At 66.5% G+C, this 22,039-nt stretch carries 23 protein-coding genes; 12 read left to right on the forward strand and 11 right to left on the reverse strand.

The features are described from left to right. Positions 1-198 precede the first annotated feature (198 nt). Both DBO33_RS21020 and DBO33_RS21025 read right to left on the reverse strand, forming a co-directional pair. Positions 199-1,137, reverse strand: coding sequence for a TIGR03621 family F420-dependent LLM class oxidoreductase (locus tag DBO33_RS21020; RefSeq protein WP_107656568.1), 939 nt, complete (start codon positions 1,135-1,137; stop codon positions 199-201). 80 nt (positions 1,138-1,217) lie between these two features. Next, complete coding sequence (locus DBO33_RS21025) at positions 1,218-3,503, reverse strand: MMPL family transporter (protein WP_107656569.1); 2,286 nt, start codon at positions 3,501-3,503, stop codon at positions 1,218-1,220. Between the two features lie 307 nt (positions 3,504-3,810). On the opposite strand from DBO33_RS21025, the gene DBO33_RS21030 reads away from it, so the two are divergent. Continuing rightward, positions 3,811-4,287 (forward strand): nitroreductase family deazaflavin-dependent oxidoreductase, encoded by a 477-nt coding sequence (locus tag DBO33_RS21030; RefSeq protein ID WP_107656570.1) that lies wholly within the window; start codon positions 3,811-3,813, stop codon positions 4,285-4,287. 107 nt (positions 4,288-4,394) lie between these two features. After that, positions 4,395-6,668, forward strand: a complete 2,274-nt coding sequence (locus tag DBO33_RS21035) for a molybdopterin guanine dinucleotide-containing S/N-oxide reductase (RefSeq protein ID WP_234390952.1) — start codon at positions 4,395-4,397, stop codon at positions 6,666-6,668. 300 nt (positions 6,669-6,968) lie between these two features. Here the strand turns inward: DBO33_RS21035 and DBO33_RS21040 are convergent, their stop codons facing one another. Together DBO33_RS21040 and DBO33_RS21045 are read right to left on the reverse strand one after the other, a co-directional pair. Then, complete coding sequence (locus DBO33_RS21040; RefSeq protein ID WP_107656571.1) at positions 6,969-7,745, reverse strand: ABC transporter permease; 777 nt, start codon at positions 7,743-7,745, stop codon at positions 6,969-6,971. Then, positions 7,745-8,398: an ABC transporter ATP-binding protein gene (locus DBO33_RS21045; RefSeq protein ID WP_234390953.1), complete on the reverse strand. Its 654-nt coding sequence runs from the start codon at positions 8,396-8,398 to the stop codon at positions 7,745-7,747. Before DBO33_RS21045 ends, DBO33_RS21040 begins: the two co-directional genes overlap by 1 nt. Positions 8,399-8,504: 106 nt before the next feature. On the opposite strand from DBO33_RS21045, the gene DBO33_RS21050 reads away from it, so the two are divergent. The 3 genes from DBO33_RS21050 (at position 8,505) to DBO33_RS21060 (ending at position 10,484) form a co-directional block, all read left to right on the forward strand. Then, positions 8,505-8,882, forward strand: coding sequence for a VOC family protein (locus DBO33_RS21050; protein WP_107656572.1), 378 nt, complete (start codon positions 8,505-8,507; stop codon positions 8,880-8,882). 67 nt (positions 8,883-8,949) lie between these two features. After that, positions 8,950-9,600 (forward strand): transcriptional repressor LexA, encoded by a 651-nt coding sequence (gene lexA / locus DBO33_RS21055; RefSeq protein WP_107660466.1) that lies wholly within the window; start codon positions 8,950-8,952, stop codon positions 9,598-9,600. Positions 9,601-9,632: 32 nt separating this feature from the next. Further along, the gene (locus DBO33_RS21060) at positions 9,633-10,484 is read left to right on the forward strand and encodes an NAD-dependent protein deacetylase (RefSeq protein ID WP_107660467.1); all 852 of its coding nucleotides are present in this window, start codon (positions 9,633-9,635) and stop codon (positions 10,482-10,484) included. 26 nt (positions 10,485-10,510) lie between these two features. On the opposite strand, the gene DBO33_RS21065 is transcribed toward DBO33_RS21060, so the two are convergent. Together DBO33_RS21065 and DBO33_RS21070 are read right to left on the reverse strand one after the other, a co-directional pair. Beyond that, positions 10,511-10,996: a DUF488 domain-containing protein gene (locus DBO33_RS21065; protein WP_107656573.1), complete on the reverse strand. Its 486-nt coding sequence runs from the start codon at positions 10,994-10,996 to the stop codon at positions 10,511-10,513. An 83-nt stretch (positions 10,997-11,079) separates the two neighbouring features. Then, a complete protein-coding gene (locus DBO33_RS21070; protein WP_199856709.1) occupies positions 11,080-11,433 on the reverse strand; it encodes a YybH family protein in 354 nt (117 codons plus the stop codon). 63 nt (positions 11,434-11,496) lie between these two features. Here DBO33_RS21070 and DBO33_RS21075 point away from each other — a divergent pair, with 63 nt between their 5' ends. Together DBO33_RS21075 and DBO33_RS21080 are read left to right on the forward strand one after the other, a co-directional pair. Beyond that, entirely contained in the window at positions 11,497-12,471 is a 975-nt protein-coding gene (locus tag DBO33_RS21075) for a helix-turn-helix transcriptional regulator (RefSeq protein WP_107656574.1), read from the forward strand. Between the two features lie 635 nt (positions 12,472-13,106). Next, positions 13,107-13,916, forward strand: coding sequence for an alpha/beta fold hydrolase (locus tag DBO33_RS21080; RefSeq protein WP_234390955.1), 810 nt, complete (start codon positions 13,107-13,109; stop codon positions 13,914-13,916). Positions 13,917-14,098: 182 nt separating this feature from the next. On the opposite strand, the gene DBO33_RS21085 is transcribed toward DBO33_RS21080, so the two are convergent. Next, positions 14,099-14,734, reverse strand: a complete 636-nt coding sequence (locus tag DBO33_RS21085; protein WP_107656576.1) for a TetR/AcrR family transcriptional regulator — start codon at positions 14,732-14,734, stop codon at positions 14,099-14,101. Between the two features lie 72 nt (positions 14,735-14,806). On the opposite strand from DBO33_RS21085, the gene DBO33_RS21090 reads away from it, so the two are divergent. Then, positions 14,807-15,685, forward strand: coding sequence for an alpha/beta fold hydrolase (locus DBO33_RS21090; protein WP_107656577.1), 879 nt, complete (start codon positions 14,807-14,809; stop codon positions 15,683-15,685). A gap of 99 nt (positions 15,686-15,784) precedes the next feature. Then, positions 15,785-16,435 carry a DUF1361 domain-containing protein gene (locus DBO33_RS21095; protein ID WP_107656578.1) on the forward strand — a complete coding sequence of 217 codons (651 nt, stop codon included), beginning with the start codon at positions 15,785-15,787 and terminating at the stop codon, positions 16,433-16,435. Between the two features lie 108 nt (positions 16,436-16,543). On the opposite strand, the gene DBO33_RS21100 is transcribed toward DBO33_RS21095, so the two are convergent. The 3 genes from DBO33_RS21100 to DBO33_RS21110 form a co-directional block, all read right to left on the reverse strand. Next, complete coding sequence (locus tag DBO33_RS21100; RefSeq protein WP_107656579.1) at positions 16,544-16,918, reverse strand: VOC family protein; 375 nt, start codon at positions 16,916-16,918, stop codon at positions 16,544-16,546. Positions 16,919-17,164: 246 nt separating this feature from the next. Beyond that, positions 17,165-17,359 carry a ferredoxin gene (locus DBO33_RS21105; protein ID WP_107656580.1) on the reverse strand — a complete coding sequence of 65 codons (195 nt, stop codon included), beginning with the start codon at positions 17,357-17,359 and terminating at the stop codon, positions 17,165-17,167. A 25-nt stretch (positions 17,360-17,384) separates the two neighbouring features. Further along, positions 17,385-18,611, reverse strand: a complete 1,227-nt coding sequence (locus DBO33_RS21110) for a cytochrome P450 (protein ID WP_107656581.1) — start codon at positions 18,609-18,611, stop codon at positions 17,385-17,387. Between the two features lie 172 nt (positions 18,612-18,783). Here DBO33_RS21110 and DBO33_RS21115 point away from each other — a divergent pair, with 172 nt between their 5' ends. Genes DBO33_RS21115 through DBO33_RS21125 form a run of 3 tightly spaced genes read left to right on the forward strand, consistent with a single transcriptional unit; the run spans position 18,784 to position 21,017 of the window. Continuing rightward, on the forward strand, positions 18,784-19,956 hold the full coding sequence (locus DBO33_RS21115; RefSeq protein WP_234390956.1) for a threonine synthase: 1,173 nt from the start codon (positions 18,784-18,786) through the stop codon (positions 19,954-19,956). Continuing rightward, positions 19,953-20,609, forward strand: coding sequence for a helix-turn-helix transcriptional regulator (locus tag DBO33_RS21120; RefSeq protein WP_107656582.1), 657 nt, complete (start codon positions 19,953-19,955; stop codon positions 20,607-20,609). Before DBO33_RS21115 ends, DBO33_RS21120 begins: the two co-directional genes overlap by 4 nt. A gap of 15 nt (positions 20,610-20,624) precedes the next feature. Then, positions 20,625-21,017: a RidA family protein gene (locus DBO33_RS21125; RefSeq protein ID WP_107656583.1), complete on the forward strand. Its 393-nt coding sequence runs from the start codon at positions 20,625-20,627 to the stop codon at positions 21,015-21,017. 26 nt (positions 21,018-21,043) lie between these two features. Here DBO33_RS21125 and DBO33_RS21130 read toward each other — a convergent pair whose 3' ends face one another. Next, the gene (locus tag DBO33_RS21130) at positions 21,044-22,006 is read right to left on the reverse strand and encodes a threonine ammonia-lyase (protein ID WP_107656584.1); all 963 of its coding nucleotides are present in this window, start codon (positions 22,004-22,006) and stop codon (positions 21,044-21,046) included. Between the last annotated feature and the right edge of the window lie 33 nt (positions 22,007-22,039).

Genomic DNA, 22,039 nt, shown 5'->3' on the forward strand with positions numbered 1-22,039 from the left:
TATCTCGTCAGTGTGTCGGGGCCGGACGAATCCAAGGAGGAAGGGTGAACTTCATAAAATCCATATGGTTACTTAGATATGCGCATCTACGCATTTAATTCACCTCGATAGGAACCATCCACGAATCACCAACGCGAAACCAATCGGCACAGCCCGCTCACCAGCCAGGAAGGGGAGCGGGCTGTGTCAGCCGGACTGCTACGACTCCGACGAGGCGAGTGCGGCAAGGAGTTGAGCACCGGCCGCACGGGCGGCGGCCCGCATGACGAATCGTTCGAATCCCCAGCGCTGCTGATGCGCACGCAACTCGGCGACCAACTCGTCCACGGTGCCGATCAGCACGAACGGCGCGCTGAGCAACTCCGCGACGCTTGTGCTCGGCACATCCTCGGCGAACCGCGCACACGCCGCCTCGGCGTCGTCGGTGATCTCCACGTGCTGCACCAGCGCCTCGAACGCGGGTGTCCGGCCCGCCGCGGCGGCGGTGTTCCGGACGAGATCGACCTGCGCGTCGATCTGATCGAGCCCCCACCGGGTCTCGTGGTTGCGGCCGTCGGCGAGGGTCCGCCCGAGCCCGGAGAAGCCGACGATATCGGCGTTCTCGGCGGCATACCGGAGCACGCGGGTCCCGTTGCCGCCGACGAGAACCGGCACCTGCTCCTGCACCGGCCGTGGCCGAGTGAGCACCGCCTCCCGGAGCTGAACATGCTCGCCCGCGAAAGTCACGGTCTCACCGGCGAGCAGCCGCCGCGTGGTGTCGGTGACCTCGACCATCCTGGCCACGCGGGCCGCCGCCGATGGATGCTCGCGGCCCTGCATGATCCACTCGGCGGGGGTGTGTCCCGCGCCGATCCCGAACAGCGCCCGCCCATTCGACACGAGATCGAGCGTGGCGACCTCGCCGGCGAGCAGAAACGGTTCCCACATCCCGGCATTCACCACGTTGGTCCCGAGCCGGATCGTCTCGGTGGCCGTCGCGGCGGCGGCGAGAGCGACGAACGGGGATGCGAACGAGCCGGGATGGTCGGGCACCATCAGCGCGTCGAAGCCCTCCTGCTCGCAGCCGCTGGCGAAGTCCGGCCAGGACCCTACGGCGATCATATTGGCGGTCATGGAGAACTTGATCGGAGCGTTCATGCTCGACCTCCTTTCGAGCTGCCCACGCTAATTCCGCCGATCGGATTCCGTAAGTGATTCCGCTGAGGGCGAATTCGGGTTCAGCGGCGCGACTGATCCGCAGTGACGATGGGGAGGCGCACGGTGACCGGGTCGGTGATGGGCGTGGTTTCGACGAGGTCGGTCATGTCGCGGTTGGCGGGGTGCTCGTCGTCGAGGACCGGTTCGCCGAGTCCGACGCGCTGTTGCAAGCGTTTCATCCAGGCGGGTGCCCACCAGCAGTCGTCGCCGAGCAGTTTCATCACGGCGGGCACCAGGAGCATGCGCAGAATGGTGGCGTCGATGATGAGGGCGGCGATCATGCCGTAGGCGATGTATTGCATCATCACGAGCTTGGAGAAGGCGAACGCGCCGGTGACGACGAGCAGGATGAGCGCGGCCGCAGTGATGATGCGGCCGGTGTGCGCGGTGCCGATGCGAATGGCCTCGGTGGTGGTCGCGCCTTTGGCGCGGGCTTCGACCATGCGGGAGAGCAGGAATACCTCGTAGTCGGTGGACAGGCCGTAGATGATGGCGATGATCAGCACCAGGATGGCCGCTTGGATCGGCTGCGGGGTGAAGTTGAGTAACTCCGCGCCGTGCCCGTCGACGAATATCCAGGTGAGAATGCCGAGGGTTGTGCCGAGCCCGAGCGCACTCATCAGCGCAGCCTTGATCGGCAGGATCAGCGAGCCGAAGGTGAGGAACATCAGCATCGTCGTGAGCAACAGCACGACGGCGATCATGAACGGGATGCGGCCCAAAAGGCCGTCGATGGAATCCTTTTGGATGGCGGGCTGGCCGCCGACGAGCAAGGTGACGTTGTCGGGTACGTCGAGTGAGCGCAGGTAATCGATGGTCTTGTTGGCGTTTTCGACCGCGAGTGTCGCCTCTGTTTTATAGACGCCGGGACGGATGGTCGAGGGGGAAGGCGTGCCGAAGGGTCCGTCCGCCGCCGGGGGCGTGACCAGGCCGGGCGCCAGATTCGCCTGCTTCACGACATCGCTGATGCCGCGGGTGTTCTTCTCTTCGGAGATGAACACGAGTTGCACGGGATCTGCTTTACGGAGCGGGAATGTGTCGTCGAACGCTTCTTGCGCGAGCCGGGTTGGATTGTCCGGTGGTAGATAGGTTTCGCTGAAGCCGCCGAAGGCGATGTTCTTCACAGGGATGATCAGCAGCAACAGGCCGAGGACGATCGGGACGGCAATTTGCTTCGGGTGCTTCATCACCCAGCGGGTGGATCGGCCCCAGAAACTGTTTTCTACCTCATCGGCGGTCTTGGTTCTGCCGAAACGTTTGATACCGAACATGTCCACGCGTGGGCCGAGGATGCTCAACATCGCGGGCAGGACGGTGAGCGCGGTCAACGCGGCGAGTGACACCGTGGCGATGGAGCCGTATGCCATCGATTTCAGGAAGCCCTGCGGGAACAGGAGCATGCCGCCGAGGCTGGCGATGATCATGGTTGCCGAGAACACGACGGTGCGGCCCGCGGTCATTACCGCGCGGCGTACCGCCGTCTGGGTGTCGTAGCCTTCGGCGAGTTCTTCGCGGAATCGGCTCACGATGAACAAGCCGTAATCGATGGCCAAGCCGACACCGATCAACGAGACGACGCCGGAGACGAAGGAATTGACGTCGGTGAATTCGGTGATGAACCGGACGATGCCGTTGGCGCCGAGCACAGTGAGGCCACCCACGACGAGAGGCAGTGCGGCGGCGACCAATCCGCCGAAGATGAAGAACAGCAGTACCGCGACCGCGGGGAAGGCGACGACTTCCAGGAGGTGAATGTCTTCGTCCAGTGAGTCGGTGAGCGTGCCCGCGACCGGTTGCAGGCCGGCGACCTGCACGTCGACGCCCGGAATGTAGAAGACGTCCTTCACTTTCCGGAAGTTGTTCACCATCTCGGTGTCGGTGTCGCCCTTGATGGCGATGGAGGCGAAGGCGCGCCCGAGTTCCGGTCGGCCGAATGCGCTGCGTTGCTGCTGGCCGGTCTCGGTGCGCCAATACGAGCCGTTGATCGCGAGGATTTCGTCGGGGTGCTCGGGGCGCAGGCTGTTGAGGTTGTCGACGATCTTGCCGCTGAACGCGGGGTCGTCGAGCGATACGCCCGGTGGTGCGGTGTAGAGCACGAGGACGTCGGCGCGGTGGTCGCGCAGGTACGCGTCGTCGGATACTCGTGCGGCCTCGGCCGATTCGGAGGTCGGGTCGTCCAGGCCGCTGGAGCTGAGATGTCCGGACAGGTCCGATCCGTACGCGCCGAGGGCGAGCAGCGGGGCGCCGATGAGGGCGATGACGACGAATCGGAACCGGTAGACGAAGTTTCCCCAGTGCGCGAACATCAGGCGGCTCTTCGTAAGTGCGGACAGGTCGACGGTGTGCGGAGCGGCCTGAGGGCACCGATCATCAAGAGATTGCATCCTTCCGGTGGTCGCGCCCGAGGTGCGCGTTCTCCAAAGTACCGGCGGGGCGGAGCGATCTTCCTGAGAGTTTTGCATGGAAATCGGGCAGTGGACGCGCGGGGCCGAGGCCAGTTCGTCGTTCGTGGAACGTTGTCTGAGAACGGCTTTGCGTCGTCCCCGATGTGATCTGCCCCTCGGTCCGGCCCGCCGATGCCGCGGTAGGACGGCGACGTGTCACCATTCGAGGATGGTGTCGAATCCGCTGCCTCCGATCGCTCGACGGCTGGCCCAACAGCGCTGGGTCATGCGCACCGCGCCGGTCGTCATTCCGGTGGAGCGCGCCGTTCGGCGCTGGACCGACGGGCGGATGGGCGTGCTGGATGTGGTCGGCCTGCCCTCGATCGAGGTGACGGTGCCGGGTCGCAAGACCGGGATCCCGCGAACCACGTCGCTGCTGTATGTGCCGCGCGGCCAGAACTTCCTCGTGCTCGGTTCCAATTGGGGCAGTCCCAAGCATCCGGTGTGGTCGGCCAATCTCCGAGCCGCCGATACCGCCACCGTGCGGCACAAGGGTGCGCAGTTCACCGTCAGCGTGACCGAGCTCACCGGTGTCGATCGCAAACCCGCCTGGGATCTGGCCGTCGAGTTCTGGCCGGGTTATGAGATGGAGTACGAGCTGTCCGGCGGTCGTCAGTTCCGGATGTTCGAACTGCGCCGCATCTGACTCGCCCCTGGCCGTTCGAAAAGTGTTCGCAGCGCCGGTAAGTCGCGTGATTTCGGTGCGGTAGAGGTGGCGGCCACTTTGTCGGACGGTCGGGTTACGGTGTCTTGGTGACCACGCATCTGACGCACTGGGGCGCTTTCGAGGCCGACAGCGACGGCGAACGGCTGACGGCTGTTCGACCGTGGCGCGAGGATCCGGAGCCGATGCGGCTGATCGAGAATGTGGCCTCCGCGCAGCACCATCCGACCCGGATCGATCAACCGTACGTGCGTCAAGGCTGGCTGGAGCACGGGCCCGGCGCCCCACGACGTGGCGACGAGCCGTTCGTGCCGGTGTCATGGGAGCGGGCGCTGGATCTGCTCGCCGGCGAGCTGGGGCGGGTGTATCGCGAGCACGGTGCGGAGTCGGTGTTCGGCGGGTCCTACGGGTGGGCGAGTGCGGGACGGTTCCATCACGCGCAGAGCCAGGTGCACCGGTTCCTGAACTGCCTCGGCGGGTATGTGCGGCACGTCAACAGCTACAGCCTCGGGGTGTCGCAGGTCTTGCTGCCGCACGTGCTCGGCGACCTCGGTTTCGTGCTGGAGCGGGCGACGTCGAAGGCGGTGCTCGCCGAACACGCGGAACTGGTGGTGGCGTTCGGCGGGTTGTCGCCGAAGAACTCGGCGGTGTCGCCGGGCGGTGTGTCGCGGCACAACACCCGGGGGTGGATCGGGGCCGCGCGGGCGCGGGGCTGCCGATTCGTATCGATCTCACCGCTGCGCGACGACATCCCGGCGGAGGCCGAAGCGGAGTGGCTGGCGCCGCGGCCGGGCACCGATACCGCATTGATGCTGGCGCTGGCGCAGGTATTGGACGCGGAAGGCTTGGCGGACAAGGAATTCCTGGACAAGTACACCGTCGGCTACGAGCGGTTCATCGGTTATGTGCGGGGCGAGGCGGACGGGATCGTCAAGACGCCGGAGTGGGCCGAGTCGCTCACTGGACTGAGCGCTGACCGTATCCGGGCGCTCGCACGCGAGATGGCGGCATCGCGGACCTTCGTGACGGTCAGTTGGTCGTTGCAGCGTGCTCAGTACGGCGAGCAACCGCTGTGGATGGGAGTGGTGCTCGCGGCGATGCTCGGCCAGATCGGGCTGCCCGGTGGCGGGTTCGGGCACGGGTATGGTTCGGCGGCGAGCCTGGGTGAGCCGGCCCAGGAGTTCGCGCCGCCGCGGCTGTCGCAGGGGCCGAACGGGGTCGACACGTTCATCCCGGTCGCACGAATCGCAGACATGCTGCTCAACCCCGGTCAGTCCTATGAATACGACGGGCAGCATCTGGTCTACCCCGATATCCGGCTGGTCTACTGGGCGGGCGGGAATCCCTTCCATCACCATCAGAATCTGGCCAGGCTACGCGAGGCGTTCGCCCGGCCCGAGACCGTGGTGGTGCACGATCCGTTCTGGTCGGCGACCGCGCGGCACGCGGACATCGTGCTCCCCGCGACCATGACCATCGAACGCGACGACTACGGCGCGGGGGATCGGGTGTTCTTCGCGATGAAGGCGCTCACCGAGCCGCACGGCACCGCACGCGACGACTACGCCATCTTCAGCGAGCTGGCCGAACGCCTCGGCGTCGGCAAAGAATTCACCGAGGGCCGCACCGTCAGCGAATGGCTGCGCCACCTGTACGAGCAATGGCGACTGCGCCACGCCGGGCACGACCTACCCGACTTCGACACGTTCTGGTCCAGTGAGTACCTCGAACTGCCGGTGCCCGACCCCAATCAGGTACTGGGCGCGGATTTCCGCGCCGATCCGGAACAGTTCCCACTGAGCACGCCGACCGGCAAGATCGAGATCTGGTCCGAGACCGTCGAGGGCTTCGGGTACGCGGACTGCCCCGGCCACCCGGTGTGGCTCGAGCCCGAGGAGTGGCTGGGTGGTGCGGCCGCGGCGGAGTTCCCGTTGCAGTTGGTGGCCAACCAGCCGCGCGCCAAGCTGCACAGCCAGCTCGATGTCGGTGCCTACAGCCAATCGAGCAAAGTCACCGGTCGCGAACCGGTTCGATTGCATCCCGAGGATGCCGCCGCCCGCGACCTGCACGACGGTGATGTGGTCCGCATCGTCAGCAAGCGCGGCAGTTGCCTGGCCGGGTTGATCGTCGACGACGCGGTACGGCCGGGCGTAGCGCAGTTGTCCACCGGCGCCTGGTACGACCCGGACCCGGCCGATCCCGCATTCTGCCGCCACGGCAATCCGAACGTACTGATCGAGGACCGCCCCTCCTCGAAGCTCAGCCAAGGCTGCACCGGTCAGCTGTCGCTGGTCGAGATCGAGCGGTACACCGGTACGGTGCCGGAGCTGACTGTCGATCGTCCGCCGCGCATGATTCGGTAAGTGGCGCAACACATTCGGGGACGGTGAGATGCGGCAGCAGCCCGTCTGGCGCGGCCGCTGGGGCTGTCCGCTCTCGGGCCAACGAGGGCAAGTCTCGTAAGCGCGACGAATCCGACGGCGAGAGGTCGAGCGGCAGTCGGTCCAATCCGGGTCACGAGTCCGACGGCGCGGTTCGGCGACGCGGCTGGTCTGGTCCGGACCGCCGAGTTTGCCGGCGCGTGGACTGGCGACGCACGGTGCGGCACTGTCCGATCCGGTGAGCGCGGCGGTATCTGGTCGGGAGTGGTCGGTGATGGACGGTCAGTCGGGGAGGGGGACTAGGCGCTGGGCGTCATCGAACAACGCGCGTTCGGCCACCCTCGCGGCGGCGAGCGCGGCCAGTGCGGTGGCCGCGAGCAGCATGTACATGACCACGATCTGGTAGCGGATCGCGGTGAGCGGGTCGACTCCGGCCAGGATGAGTCCGGTCATCGCGCCGGGCAGGCTGATCAGGCCGACCACCTTGGTGGAGTCGATCGCAGGCACCAGCGCGGTGCGCAGCGCGGACTGCCGGTGCGGCAGAAAGGCTTGCCGCGCAGGCAATCCCAGGCACAGCCGGGCTTCGATGGTGGGTCGGGCCTGCCGGGCGTCCTCCCGGATCCGGCGCAGCGCGATACCGGTGGCCTGCATCGCGCCGGAGACAACCATCCCGCCGACGGGGACCACCACGCGCGGTTCGGTCGAGATCACGCGCAGCAGTACGAGCGCACCGAGGGTGATCGTGGCGCCGACAGCAACGCCGATCGTCGCGGAGCGCCGCGCCTGCGGCAGGCCCGCACCGCGACGGCCCGCGACCTGCCCGGCGATGATCACCATCAGGATCACCCACGCGAACGCACCGGGTAACGCGGTGTGCCGGAACACGATCAGCAGGATCGCACCCACCGCGACCAGTTGAATTCCGGCGCGGATCGCGGCGATCACCAGTTCGCGGGTCAGGTTCAGGTGCTGGCGATAGGCGATGAAGGCGGCCAGCGCGACGAGCAGCAGCGAGGCCGAGACACCGGTCCAGTCGGGGACCGAAAGACCTTCCGCCATCACGGTTTCCGATCTGTCTGATCGTCCCGGATCAGACGTTTGTCGTCGAGTATCAGGATGTCGTCGGCGGCGGTCCGGACGAAACTGTGATCGTGGCTGACGAGAACCACGGTGCCGCCCACGCCGACGTGCGCGCGGATCAGCTCGGCCACGGCGGTGGCGGCGACCGCGTCCAACGCCGAGGTGGGTTCGTCCAACAGCAACACCTCCGGTTCGACGGCCAGCGCGCGGGCCAGGCACACCCGTTGCGCCTCACCGCCGGACAACTCCGCGCACCGCCGTTCGGCGAACGACTCCGGCAACCCGACCCTGGCCAACAGTGCGGTGGCCTGCGCGGTCGACAGGTCGGCGCACCCCACCCGCAGCTCGTCGGCCACCACATCGGCCAGCAGCACCGGGCGTTGCGGTACCAGCCCGACTCGGCGGCGCAGCGCGAGTACATCGAGTTCGGTGATCGGGATGTCGTCGAGCAGGATCCGTCCGCTGCTCGGTTCGGCGAGACGGTTGAGCAACCGCAACAGCGTGGTCTTGCCGGTACCGCTCGGCCCGACCACCGCGGTGCACCGGCCACCGGGCATGGTGACGTCGAGGTCGACGAGCAGCGGCGTCGAGTTGGCGACCACGCCGACCCGGTCCAGGACGAAGGTGTGCACGCGGCAATCCTGCTACGCCCCGCGCGTGCCGACGCACATCGGCCGGTACCGCGCGGCGATTTTATTGTGCTGCATCGGCACTCGGTGCACCGATAGGCTCGCTGCCATGCTGCTGCGCCACGTGACCATCGACTGTGCCGATCCGTACAAGCTCGCCTCCTTCTGGAGCGACGTCACCGGCTGGCAGGTATCCGACGAGGACGAGGTAGACGACGACGAGGCTTTGCTGGTCGCGCCCGAGCCGGTGCCGGGCTTGCTGTTCATCCGGGTCCCGGAGGGCAAAACGGTGAAGAACCGGATCCACTTCGATTGGGTACCGACCGAACGCACCCGCGACGAGGAAGTCGAGCGGCTGATCGGGCTGGGCGCGACCCTGTTCGAGGATCACCGCACCGCCGACGGTCTGGGCTGGGTCACCCTGCGCGATCCCGAGGGCAACGAATTCTGTGTCGAGCGAAGCACATCCGAACGCAGCCTCGGCTGAGGGCGCGACACTCCACCGGAATGGGCTGTGCCGCCGTGCGATCGGCGTCGACCTCTACGATGCCCCGGTGACCTACGACGACCTCGAGCATCTCGACACGTCCCGGCTGCCGGAGCGCCAGCAGCGGATCCTCGCCACCATCCGGGACTGGGTGGTGCGGCACGGCTACGCACCCAACTCCCGGCAGCTCGGCGACGCGGTGGGGTTGCGTTCGTCGTCGTCGGTGTCCAAGCATCTGAACAGCCTGGAGGAGAAGGGTTTCCTGCGGCGCAGCGAGACGATGTCGCGCCCGATCGACGTGCGAATGTTCCTGCAGGGGACGGCGCCGCGGGAAACCAACGAGGACTCGGTGGCCGTGCCGGTCGTCGGCGACATCGCCGCGGGCACACCCATCCTCGCCGAGGAACACACCGACGACATGGTGACCATGTCACGCCAGCTCGTCGGCCGCGGCACCGTGTTCGGGCTGCGGGTGCGCGGCGACTCGATGATCGACGCGGCGATCTGCGACGGCGACATCGTGGTGGTGCGCCAGCAGAACGAGGCGCACTCGGGCGAGATCGTGGCCGCCATGATCGACGGCGAGGCCACGGTGAAGGTGTACCGGCGGCGTAACGGGCATGTGTATCTGGAACCGCGCAACCCCGCCTACGAGGTCATCGACGGTGATCAAGCCGCGGTGCTGGGCAAGGTGGTCTCGGTCATGCGCCGCGTCTGAACGGGCAGTCGTACCCTGAACTGATGTCGCACATGTCGGAACCAGGGGTCGAGCGGCTGGTCGAGGTCCTCGCCGGGCGCCGGGTGGTAGTGCTCACCGGGGCCGGCGTGTCCACCGACAGCGGCATCCCCGACTATCGCGGGCCGGCCTCGCCGCCGCGCAACCCGATGACCTATCAGCAGTTCGTCGGCGATCCGGTGTTCCGGCAGCGGTATTGGGCACGCAACCACATCGGCTGGCGGCGAATGGACGCGTCACGGCCGAATCCGGGGCATCGCGCGCTGGCGCGGTTGGAGCGGATGGGTGTGGTCAGCGGGCTGATCACACAGAACGTCGATCTGCTACACACCAAAGCGGGACATCGGCGGGTGATCGACCTGCACGGCACCTACGCGCGGGTGCGGTGCCTGCGTTGCGAGGCGCTGATTTCGCGGATGGCGTTGGCGGAGCGGCTCGAAACGGCGAATCCGGGTTTCGCCGAGGGAGCGACGACGAACGGGGTGGAAGTCGCCCCCGATGCCGACGCGGTCGTCGCGGACACCGACAGTTTCCGGATGGTCGACTGCGCGAGTTGCGGTGGAATGCTCAAGCCCGACATCGTGTATTTCGGGGAGAACGTGCCCAAAGAGCGCGTCGCGGCGGCATTCGAACTCGTCGACGAGGCGGACGCGCTGCTAGTCGCGGGGTCGTCACTGACCGTCATGTCGGGATTGCGCTTCGTGCGGCACGCGGCGAAAACCGGTCGGCCCGTGGTGATCGTCAACCACGGGACCACCCGTGGGGACGAACTGGCCACGTGCCTGCTCGACGCCGGATGCTCGAGTGCGCTGGTCGCGCTCGCCGACGCGCTCGGGGAGGTGCGCGTTCTGTCCGCGGCGGGGTGAGTACTGGCAACCGCGGCGCGAACGGCTCAGTGCGGGTGGAGGTGGGTGACCGGCAGGTCGTGCTCGGCATGCAGGCGGGCGGCCACGAGCGAACGATGGCAGGCCTCCGGATCACGTTCGACACAGAAAAGCGCAGCCATCGAGTCGCTCGGTAGTTCCGCCACGAGCGTGCCGAGGTCGAACGGGTCGAGGATCTCCCGGGTGTAGCGCTGGGCGTACTCGGAGGCCAGTGCGACGCGGTTGCGTTTGCCGACACCCTGGCGGTCGTCCTCTCGGTACTGCAATTGGCGCAGCTCAGTGGTCGGTGCCAGCTCCCGCACATGGCGGTAGCCGATGTCCGCCGCGGCGAGCGCTTGCTGGAGCCGCGCCGAGTTCGCCCAAGAGTATTCAGCGCCTCGAACGCCGCGGCGCTGGCGCAGATCTAGTAGCAATCCCACGCGCGCGTCGGTGAGCTGCTCGATAAAGGTTGCGGCCGTGAAGCCGTAGACCCCGATCGTCGTCAAACGTTTCATCCAGTACCTGCCCAACTCGGTGCCGCTCCGCTACTTGCCCGCGCACAGCGGTGGGCTCGCTCGAGCCCACCGCCCCGCGTCCGCTACGGCATGAGTACCGGCTGATCGAGCGCCCACAACCACGACCCATCCGGCTGGCGACGAGCGATCTCGACCGCCACCTCGCCGCTGGTCAGCGTGGACGCCGTCAGCGCCAGATCGTCGCTTATCAGCACCGGATGCTGCCGACCCGGCGTCAGAACGGGTGCGGCCGCGACGAACTGCTCGTACACCTTGCGGATCTCCGCGTGTCCGGTCGCCAGGTTGCCGGGCGGGAACGCCAGCACGGCGTTCGGCTCGTACAACGCCACCAGTCCGTCGACGTCGCCCGCGTTGGCGCGCTCGATGAAGTACTTGCCCAGGTCGTTGGGTTCGGTGGCCACGTTCTTGTTTGTCATACGCATAAGCATCTCAGCGAATCACGACATCCTGTGTCGTGTATTTCTGACATAATTCTGTGCATGCGCGCCGACCGGTTGGTCTCGATGGTGCTGCTGCTGCGCCAGCACGGCCGGCTGTCAGCGACTGCCCTGGCCCGCGAGCTGGAGGTGTCCACGCGCACCGTGCTGCGCGACATCGAGGCGCTGTCCGCAGCCGGTGTTCCGGTCTACGCCGAACGCGGCCGGCACGGCGGCTTCGCGCTGTTGCCCGGTTTCCAGACCGAGCTCACCGGACTCAATCACGACGAGGCGCTCGCCCTGCTGGTCGCCGGATCACGGCGCGGCGCACAGGCCTTCGGCCTCGGCTCGACACTGGCTTCGGCCATGCGCAAGGTGGTCGACGCGCTCCCCGAAAGCTATGTGGCCACCGCCAACGACGCGGCCCAGCGATTACTCATCGAACCGGAAACCGATCTGCTCGCCCGCCGCCTGATTGCCGAGAAGGTGCCCGACGCCGTGCTGAGCGAGGTCCGGCGCGCGGTGTTCGCCGGACACAAACTGCGCATCCACTACGCGGCCGTCGACCAGGACCCGACCTGGCGCACGGTGGACCCGATCGGCCTGGTCACCGTACGCGGCCAGGGCTATTTGCTGGCCACCAAGTCCGGCGCGGACCGCACCTACCGACTGTCGCGGATCCTCGACGCCGAAGAACTCCCCGAACCCGCCCAGCGACCAGACCACGTCGATCTAGCCCAGGCCTGGCAGGAACGCAGCACGCGATTTCGGACCGGCGGCAACCAAGTCACCGTGTTGCTACGGCTGCACCCGGATCGGCGAGAAGAACTGGTGGACACCGCACTGACCGTCCGCGCCGAAGAGACCGACGCCGACGGTTGGCTACGACTGGAAGCAACCTTCCAAGATTCCCGACATGCCGAATGGGCACTCTGGCAGCTCGCCACCAACGCCGAAGCCCTGTCCCCACCATGGTTGCGCACCGCCTTGCACAACCGCGCCACCGCAATCGCCAGCCGCTACGAACTGTCACCCTGAGCGTCACCGCCAGCGGCGGCCCGACCACTCCTCGTGCCTCGCCGAGCTGGTCTTCATCCTCGGATCAGCAGCTACTCTCCTCGCCAAGGCAAGCCATTGAACGCGAACACGGCTTTGCGCTGCGCCAACACACTCACCACCAGATCCGGCGGCGCCGGAGCGAAGATGTCCACCATTTCTAGCTCCGCGCCACGACGATCATCGTCGAGAACGGGGGACAAGTGTGAAGCTCTTGGCGGCGACTGCAATTCGGCATTGCGTGCAGACAATGTGACGGTTGCGCCCGCACGACGTAGCGACGGCGGGGAATCCGAAAAGAATCGCCAGCTGAAAGGCTACGTCGCAACTAGTTTGCGGCTCGTGCAAAGTGGCATCGCATGCCAATCGGAGGTGATTTGTCGGCCCGGAACAATTCCCCTTTCAACATACATCGCGCGGGTGGGCTTGCGGCAAGGCCCCGTTGGTGCCGCATACTCGCAGGCCCGAGCGCAACCCAGACTCTGCTGCCGGCAACCGGTACGCGCGCAGAGGTAATCGAGAGGGAGGACAAAATTACCGAGGACAAGCTCCTGAACATCGGTCCGTCAGGAATCGACCTCACCTACGAACGCTTCGGCGACACCGAATCTCCACCGGTGTTGCTGATCATGGGCGGCGGCGCACAGCTGATTCATTGGCCGGACGAATTCTGCGCCGAATTGGTCGACCGTGGTTTGCAGGTGATCCGATTCGACAGCCGCGATGCCGGCCGCTCGTCGCACCTGTCCGGCGCGCCGGTGGTTGACATGTCCGCAGCGCTGGCGGGGGATTTGACCACGGCGTCATACGATCTGTCGGACATGGCGGCCGACACCGTCGCTCTGCTCGACGCACTCGGGTTCGACAGCGCGCATCTGGTCGGGCTGTCCATGGGCGGGATGATCGCGCAGACCATGGCGATCGAGTATCCCGACCGGGTCCGCTCGCTGACCTCCATCAGTTCGCGCACCGGAGCGCCCGGAGTGGGCGACGCCGATTTCGGCGCGATCGGCCCACTCGGGCCCGAACCGCACGACCGGCAAAGCTACCTCGACTGGCAGATCCGGTTCTCCCGCGCGACAGCTTCGCCCGGATTCGCGTTCGACGAGGCCGCCGTCGCCGCGACGGCAGGACGCGCTTATGACCGCGGACGTGACCACGAGGCGATGATGCGACAGTTCGTCGCCGTGCTCGCCTCCGGAGACCGCACCGCGCAATTGAACTCATTACGGGTGCCCACCTTGGTGCTGCACGGTGCCGACGACCTGATGTGCGATGTCAGCGGCGGCCGTGCCACCGCCGCGGCGATCCCCGGCGCGAAACTGGTGATCTTCGAAGGAATGGGCCACCACCTACCCCGGGAGCTGTGGCCGACGTTCGCCGACCACATCGCCGACCTCGTCCACCTCGGCGAGACGATCCCCTGAGTCGCCGGTCCCGAGAGGAGAAGGTGCACACCCTTTTGCTGAGCCGCACACTCGGTATAGAGGGTGTGCGGCTCAGCAAAAGGGTGTGATGTTCGATGGTGTGTTTGGTAGCGCTCGGTCGGTTCATGGTTCGGGCGCAAAGAAATTACCGACACCGCAGCCCCGCCGAGCGCGATCAGCTGTCACTGACTTGTCGTGCGCGACGTCGCCTTCTCTGTTCCGGCGACTGTCGTGCGCAGGATCTCCGTCCACCAGTCGAGCATGCGCTCACGCGCCGACGCGTCCAGCCCGACGCTTCTGCGGAATTCGTTTCCGAACAGCGGATCCGTCGCGACAGCTTGATGCAGAGCAGCGATCGTCAGCTGAATCGCCTCGCGCGGCGGCGGAATTCGACCCGTTGCCGTGCAATGCTGCTCAGCCTGACTGTGCAGCCGATCGACCACCTCGTCGAGCAGACCGCTTCCGGCGTCGCGCCAACCGGAGCGGTGCAACGCGAGCGCGAGTTCTGCGTACCCGTCGGCGTACAGCGCGGCCAGCGCGCGCACCAACTCGGCGGGGTCGATGGGTCCGTCGGTCCACGTGGCGAGCACCGTGTGCAGTTCGGCCTTCAGCTTGGAGCCGCCGAAACGCAGCAGTGCCTCCAATAGTCCGTTGCGCGTACCGAAGTGGTGATTGACCGCGGCGTCGGAGACCCCGATCTCGGCGGCGACGGCGCGCACCTGCACGGCGGCCGGGCCGCCCGCGGCGAGTAGCTTGCCCGCGGCCTCGAGGATCAATCGTTTGGCGTCATCGGGTTTGCGTCGCACTCGGGTGGCCATCCGCAAATATTACCTTGAGTATCCAAGGTAATATCCGTTACCTTGGATACTCAAGGTAAGGAAGGTGGCGCCGTGCGAGGACAAACCGCGATTCCGTCGATGACCGAGCGAGCGGCCGCCTTGGGCGTCCCGATCCACGATCCGACACCACCGCGCGACTTCCGTTTCTCTCGTGCGGGCTGCCGCTTGCACGGATTCGACTGGGGCGGAACGAGTTTCCCGACCATCCTGCTGCACGGCGGTGCGTTGACCGCGCACACCTGGGATTTCGTCTGCCTCGGCCTGCGTGGCACCGCCCGGCTGGTCGCGCTGGATCTGCGCGGTCACGGCGACAGCGAGTGGTCCGACGACTACCGGATCGAGACCATGGCGGCCGACGTCGTCGCCGCGGCCGACCATCTCGGTTTCGATCGGGTCCAGCTGGTCGGCATGTCGCTCGGCGGCGTGGTCGCGGCCCACCTCGCCGATACCCGGCCGGAATTCGTGGAACGAGTGGCACTCGTCGACGTCGCACCCGGCGCCGACTTCGAAAGTACCCGTCGGGTAAGAGAATTCGTCTTCAGCCTCGGCCCGGTCCGGGAACTCGACACGGTCGTGGACTCCGCGATGCGGGTCAGTCCGCACGCCGACCGCGCGGGCGTCACCTACCGCATGAGCACACTGTTCCGCCGCACCGCCGACGGCGGTTGGGTGCCCAAAGGCGACCTGAGTCCCCCCGACTTCCCGGCCATCCTCGCCGCACTCGAACAATTCGCCGCTCAACTGGCCCGAGTTCCGGTGCTGCTGGCGCGCGGCGGTCGCAGCAGAATACTTCCGCAGTCCGCCGCCGAACGTCTGGTCGAGCGCATCCCGGACGGGAAACTCGTCGTCGTCCCGGACGCGGGACACAATGTGCAGGAAGACAATCCGGCCGCGCTGATCACCGCATTGCAGTCCTTCCTGACTCGATGAACCCGTGCGCTGTGGAGATAGTGTGGTGAACCTGTAGTGATGTAGTGGCTTTCGGCTCGGAGAGCTCGCCGCGGCCCGTCCGATCGGCATGATGGCGCCATGGATGTACTCGATCGGGTGGGGCCGGGCCTATTGGATGTGGTCCGGCGAGACTTCGTCTGGCTGGCCTGGAACACCGTCTTGGCGTGGGTGCCAGTGGTGTTGGCGCTGTTGGTGTTTCGATGGCGGCGCAGTGATCGCAAGTTGTCCCGCTCGCCACTGTGGTGGGCGGGCGCCGTGCTGTTCGTGCTGTTCCTGCCCAACGCGCCCTACGTGGTCACCGACCTCGTGCACCTACGCGACGACATCCGCTTCCTCGGTGACGGCCCCGTGGTCACCACCGTGCTGCCCGTCTACGCCACCTTCATCGCCTCCGGCTTCCTCGCCTACTACCTCGCCCTGGCCGAACTCGGCCGCTACCTCGACCACATCGGCCGAACCCGCTGGCGCGCCCCCATGACCCTCGGCCTGCACCTACTCTGCGCGATAGGCGTCTTCCTCGGCCGCTGGACCCGCCTCAACAGCTGGGAACCCGTCGTCCAGCCCCGCGGCACCTTCGAACGCATGGTCCTCGCCCTCACCTGGTCCTGGGCCCCCATCCTCATCGTGGCCACCTTCCTCGTCACCGCCGCCGGACATTTCGTGACCAAGGCCGTGGTCGAGACAGCGGTGGCCGATCTACGCCGCCTCCGCCGCCCTGCCGCCGCGTGACCGGAACAGCCGCGCGCACAACGGTATTCGGCAGGCTATCGCTGCACCACGTGCCTGGCATCTTGCGGGAAAACCGAAGACTTGGAGAGCGCAGCGGGAAACTGCGGGCTACCCAGAACCGGGTGGCACTGTGAAGCAGAACGGATGTCCCGACGGGTCGAGAAACACGCGCCAACGATCCGGCGCGGGCTGGAACTGCGCTTTGACCGCGCCGCAGTTGATCGCCGCCTCCTCGGCGACATCGAGATCGGTAACGAATAGATCCAGGTGCATCTGCTTGGGTATCCGATTACCGGGCCACTCCGGCGGTATGTGGTCCTCCACCCGTTCGACCGTCAGCGTCACCCCCGATCCGCGCAGCACCACCAAATCGTCGGATTCGTACCGGACTTCGAAATCCAGCAACGCTTGATAGAACTGTGCGAGACGTCGAGCGTCCCGGCTGTCGAGCGCAATCGCACCGAACCTGGCTATCGCCGTCATGGCTTCCCCTCCCCGTGGTCCCGCCTGACACAGGACCGGTCTCCTACATAGATACCAGGCGATCATGCTGCGTAGGCCGCTCGTCAACCCGAGCGATCTCAAACGACAGGGCCCACCGATTCCGGCGCACTTCTGACAGGCACCTCGACACGCCTTGCGGCTTGCCTCTCGAGACCCTTGGAGGGTCTCTACCGCAAGGCGCACCAAGGCGCTGAGGTTGAGCCTGGTGGCGCGAGTCGATGCCCGCTAGTCCGAGATGTCGAGTGCCTTGGCCGGGCAGGCGTCCACCGCCTCGCGCACGACCGTGAGACCACCGCTCGGGCTCGGATCGAGCAACCGCACCCTCCCGTCACCCTCGTCTTGATCGAACACCTCCGGTGCGATCAGCGCGCACATGCCCGATCCGATGCAGCGCTCCCGATCCGCCACAAGCCGTGTCATCGTTATCTCCTTCGTACTCAACGGTTTACGAGGCGGGCTGCGTCCACGTGACCGGCAATTCGTGCACGCCGTAGATGTTCATGTCGGTCCGCAGTTTCACCTCGTCCGCCGGGATGGCGAGCTCGAGGGTCGGGAAGCGCTGGAGCAGCCCGGCGAATCCGGCACGCATTTCGATACGAGCCAGCTGCTGGCCGAGGCAGGTGTGCACCCCGTGACCGAAGGACAGGTGACCGCGTGCCTTGCGATGGAGATCCAGGGTGTCGGGGTTGTCGAAGCGCTGTGGATCGTGATTGGCGGCCAGCAGTGAGACGACGACGGTCGATCCCTTGCGGATCGTTTCACCGCCCAGTTCGATGTCCTCGGTGGCGTAGCGATAGAAGATGTCGGCGATGGACAGGTAGCGCAGGAGTTCCTCGACGGCATCGGGCACCAGCTCCGGATCGGCCCGCAGCTCGGCCAGCTGGCCCGGGTGCTCGAGCAGCGCGAAAGTGCCGAGCGCCAACATGTTCGCGGTGGTTTCGTGGCCCGCGAGCAGCAGCAGGAACGCGATGCCGGTGAGTTCATCGATGGAGAGTTCGTCGTTGCGGGCCAGGTCGGACAGGATGTCGTCGCCGGGTTCGGCGCGTTTGGCCGTGACCAGCTGGGCGAGGTAGCCCATCATCGCGCCGTACGCTCCCATCTTCTCCTCCAGCGACTGGTCCTTGACCAGGAACTTGGCGGAGTTGACCTGGAAGGTCTCCCGGTCCGTGTAAGGGACGCCGAGCATTTCGCAGATCACCAGCGACGGCACCGGCAGCGCGAACTCCTTGACCAGATCGACCGGCGGGGTCAGTTTCGCCATCTCCGCCAACTGCTGCTCGGCAATCTCGATGATGTGCTCTTCGAGCTGCTTCATCCGCCGAACCGTGAAGGTGCCGGTGAGCATGCGCCGCAGCCGGGTGTGATCCGGCGGGTCCATCGCGATGAACAGACCCGGAATCTGCGGAGACGGTTCAGTAGCTGCGGGCATGCCGGGGGTCTCGTACGGCACATGCATGATGCCCAGATCCTGCCGCGAGCTGAACCGGGTATCGGCCATGAGCTGGCGGACCGCGTCGTAACCGGTGACGAACCAGCCTTCGTGCCCGTCGGGAAAGATCAGCGGACAGACCGGGCTGGCCGCACGCATCCGGCTGATCTCGCTGGGCGGATCGAAGGGGCCGGCATCGCGCGCCGTGGGGAGACCGTTCGGGATCGAAACCGGTTGAGTCATCAGGTTTTCCTTTCGTGGCTGTTGTGCTGACCACGGTCGCGGAACGACCTGACATATGGCTGTCACGGCGCTGATACGGCCTCCTGGGCGGCGTCAGCGCCACGAATCAGACTGTGAATCTAAATCTAGACTGCTAGTCTAGGACCACTTGGACCGAAGAAGGATTGAGACTGTGACCGACACGCCCATCACCGATGCGTTCCTGTACGACCGGTCCGGCCACCGTTACGACCTCGCGGACCCCCGCTGGCGCGGTGACGACGGCACCGCACTGGCGATGAGCGCGCTGCCGGGCCTCACGCCCGACCAGATCGTCACCTCGGAACGGTCGCTGTGGCGCTATCAAGCGGCGATCCCGGTCGACGCACGCCACCGGGTGAGCCTGGGCGAGGGCTGCACCCCGATGGTGCCGATGGACTGGGCGGGCCGGCGCGTGCACTTCAAGCTCGAATGGTTCAACCCGACCTCGAGTTTCAAGGACCGCGGCGTGGCGGTAATGGTCTCGCACCTGCGCGGCCAAGGCGCGGACCACGTGCTCGAGGACAGCTCCGGCAACGGCGGCTCCTCGGTCGCGGCCTACAGTGCCGCCGCAGGGATCCGAGCCAAGATCATCGTGCCCGAGTCGACCTCGGCCGCAAAAATTCTGCAGGTGCGCGCGTACGGCGCCCAGATCGAACTCGTCGCGGGCACTCGTGAGGAGGTTTCGCAGGAGGCGATCCGCCAGTCCGAACAGATCAGGTACGCCAGCCACAACTGGCACCCATTCTTCCTGCAGGGCACCAAAACCGTGGCCTACGAGATGTGGGAAGACCTCGGGTTCCAGGCTCCCGACAACGTAGTGCTCGTCGCCGGCGCGGGCAGCAACGTCCTGGGTTGCGACATCGCGTTCAGCGAGTTGCTCGGCGCGGGGCAGATCGTGCACCGGCCGCGCCTGTTCGTCGGCCAGCCCCAGCACTGGGCGACCATTGCCGACACGGTCAACGGTCTCGACCCCGCCGATCGTGCACCCCGCGTTCCCACCATCGCCGAGGGCGCCGCGATCGCCGATCCGGTCCGCCTGCCCGAGGCGGTCGACGCGATCCGCCGCTCCGGTGGCGCGGCCGTCGCGGTCTCCGAGGAGATGATCCGGAAAGCGGTGCGCAAGCTCGCCTCTCGTGGCCTCTACGCCGAACCCACCAGCTGCGTCGCCGCCGCGGCGCTGGATCACTTCATCGCCGAGGGCGCCATCGGCGCGAACGAGACCACCGTGGTCGTGCTCACCGGCGCGGGGACCAAGTCGTCGGAAAAAATGGCGGGCATCTTCGACGACGACCGCACGGATCAAGCACAAGGGGCGCGTGCATGAGCGACGACGATGCGAGCCGCAATGACCTTGCCGAAGAAGACGAGCACCTCCTGGCCGAGGCGGAAAAGATCGCGGGTGCGATCGGACGGATGTTTCCCGGACTGTGCGAGGTCGTGCTCCACGATCTCCGTAATCCGCAGCACGCTATCCGCGCCATCGAGAACAACCTGTCGGGCCGGCAGGTGGGGGATTCGGCTACCGAGCTCGGGCTGGCGCGCATCGCCGACCCCGACTACCCGAGCGTGATCCAGAACTACCCCAACCAATTCCCCGACGGACGACCGGTCAAGAGCACCTCGATCGGCATCAAGAACAGGCAAGGACTATACGTCGCGGCGCTGTGCCTGAACCTGGACGTCTCCTCGTTGTCACCGCTGACCCGCACCCTGGCCAACCTCGTCGCCACCGAGGTAGCGCACAGCGGCGAAGTCCTCGAGACACTGCGCGACCGGACCGCCCGCGAGCTGCGCGAGACCATCGAGACGTTCGCCGCGGCCCGCGCACACACCCCGCGGAGTCTGCCCGCCGACGCCAAACGCGAACTGGCCAAACAACTTCGCCGCGACGGCTACTTCGAATCCAGCGGCTCCGCGCAAACCATCGCCGACCTGCTCGGCGTCTCCCGCGCCAGCGTCTACAACTACTCCAAGTAAAGGACCGCACCGGACATGACCACCGCCGGCATCCAGCTACGCAACAGTCCCGATCTGCGACCACCAGCCGGGCACTACTCGCACATCGCCATACACGGCGGGCTCGCCTACATCTCCGGGCAGCTACCGGTCGATGAAGCCGGAAACAGCTCGGCCGGACAACCTTTCGACGTCCAGGCCCGGCAAGTCCTCGACAACCTCGACCGATGCCTGGCTGCCGCCGGTACCGACCGGACCCGGCTGGTGTCGGTCTCGGTGCACGTCACCGACCTCGCGGCTTGGCCCGCCTTCGACACGATCTATGCCGCGTGGCTCGGGCCGCACCGCCCGGCTCGGATCGTGGTGGGCGCCAGCGCATTGCACTACGACTCGGCCATCGAGATCCACGCCATCGCCGCCCTCCCGTAATGGCAAGGCGAGCAAGGAAATTCGAATCACGCTGATATCCACCCGCGATAAGCATCCAGATCGACATTGCCACCACAGATGACGGTGACGACATGACGCCCGGCGAAACGGCCCGGATCTTCGAGGACGGCGGCGACACCGAGCGCGGCGGAGGGTTCGACCACCAAACCCGTTTGCTCCCACAGCATTCGAACGCCCGCGACGATCGATGACTCCCGAACCAGCACAGCGTCGTCCGCCACCGCGAGGAGGTCGTCCAAGACAGCCGGGATAGGATACCGACCGGCCACCCCGTCGGCGATGGTGGCATACGACTCGGTGGTGATCACCCGCCGCGCATGCCACGAGCGGGTCATCGCCGGTGCACCGGCTGGCTGCACACAAATCACCTCGACACCGGGTGTCAGCGACTTCATGACGTAACCGATGCCGGTGGCCATCGCCCCGCCACCCAGCGCGATCAGCACCGCATCGAACGGGTCCTTCGTACTCGCCAACTCGAGCCCGATCGTCGCGGCGCCCTCACAGGTCTCCAGGTCCAGACTGTCCTCGACCAGCCGAATCCCGCGTGCCTGCGCGATACGCACCGCCTGCTCGCGGGCCATCTCGAAATCGCCGTCCACCACCATCAATTCGGCACCCAGCGCACGGATCCGATCGAGCTTGGCCGCAGGCGCCCGCCGCGACGCCACCACGGTCACCCGCAGTCCACGACTGCGACCGGACCACGCCAGCGCCTGCCCGAGGTTGCCCGCGCTGGCCCACACCACCGCCGTCCGGTCCTGCTCGGTCAACAGACTGGAGACGAGCTCGGTCCCGCGAGCCTTGAAGCTGCGCACCGGATTCGCCGTCTCCAGCTTGATGCTCACCGTGCAGCCGAGCCGACGCCCCAGCGCATCGCATCGGTACATCGGCGTATTCAGAAAGATCGGATCGATCACGCGGCGGGCCGCACGAATCCGGTCCAGATCAAGCCGCGTCTCGAGCACAGCACGACGATACCCAGCGGCATGCACCCACAA

It is taken from the genome of Nocardia suismassiliense, from assembly GCF_900269665.1.
Taxonomy (GTDB): domain Bacteria; phylum Actinomycetota; class Actinomycetes; order Mycobacteriales; family Mycobacteriaceae; genus Nocardia; species Nocardia suismassiliense.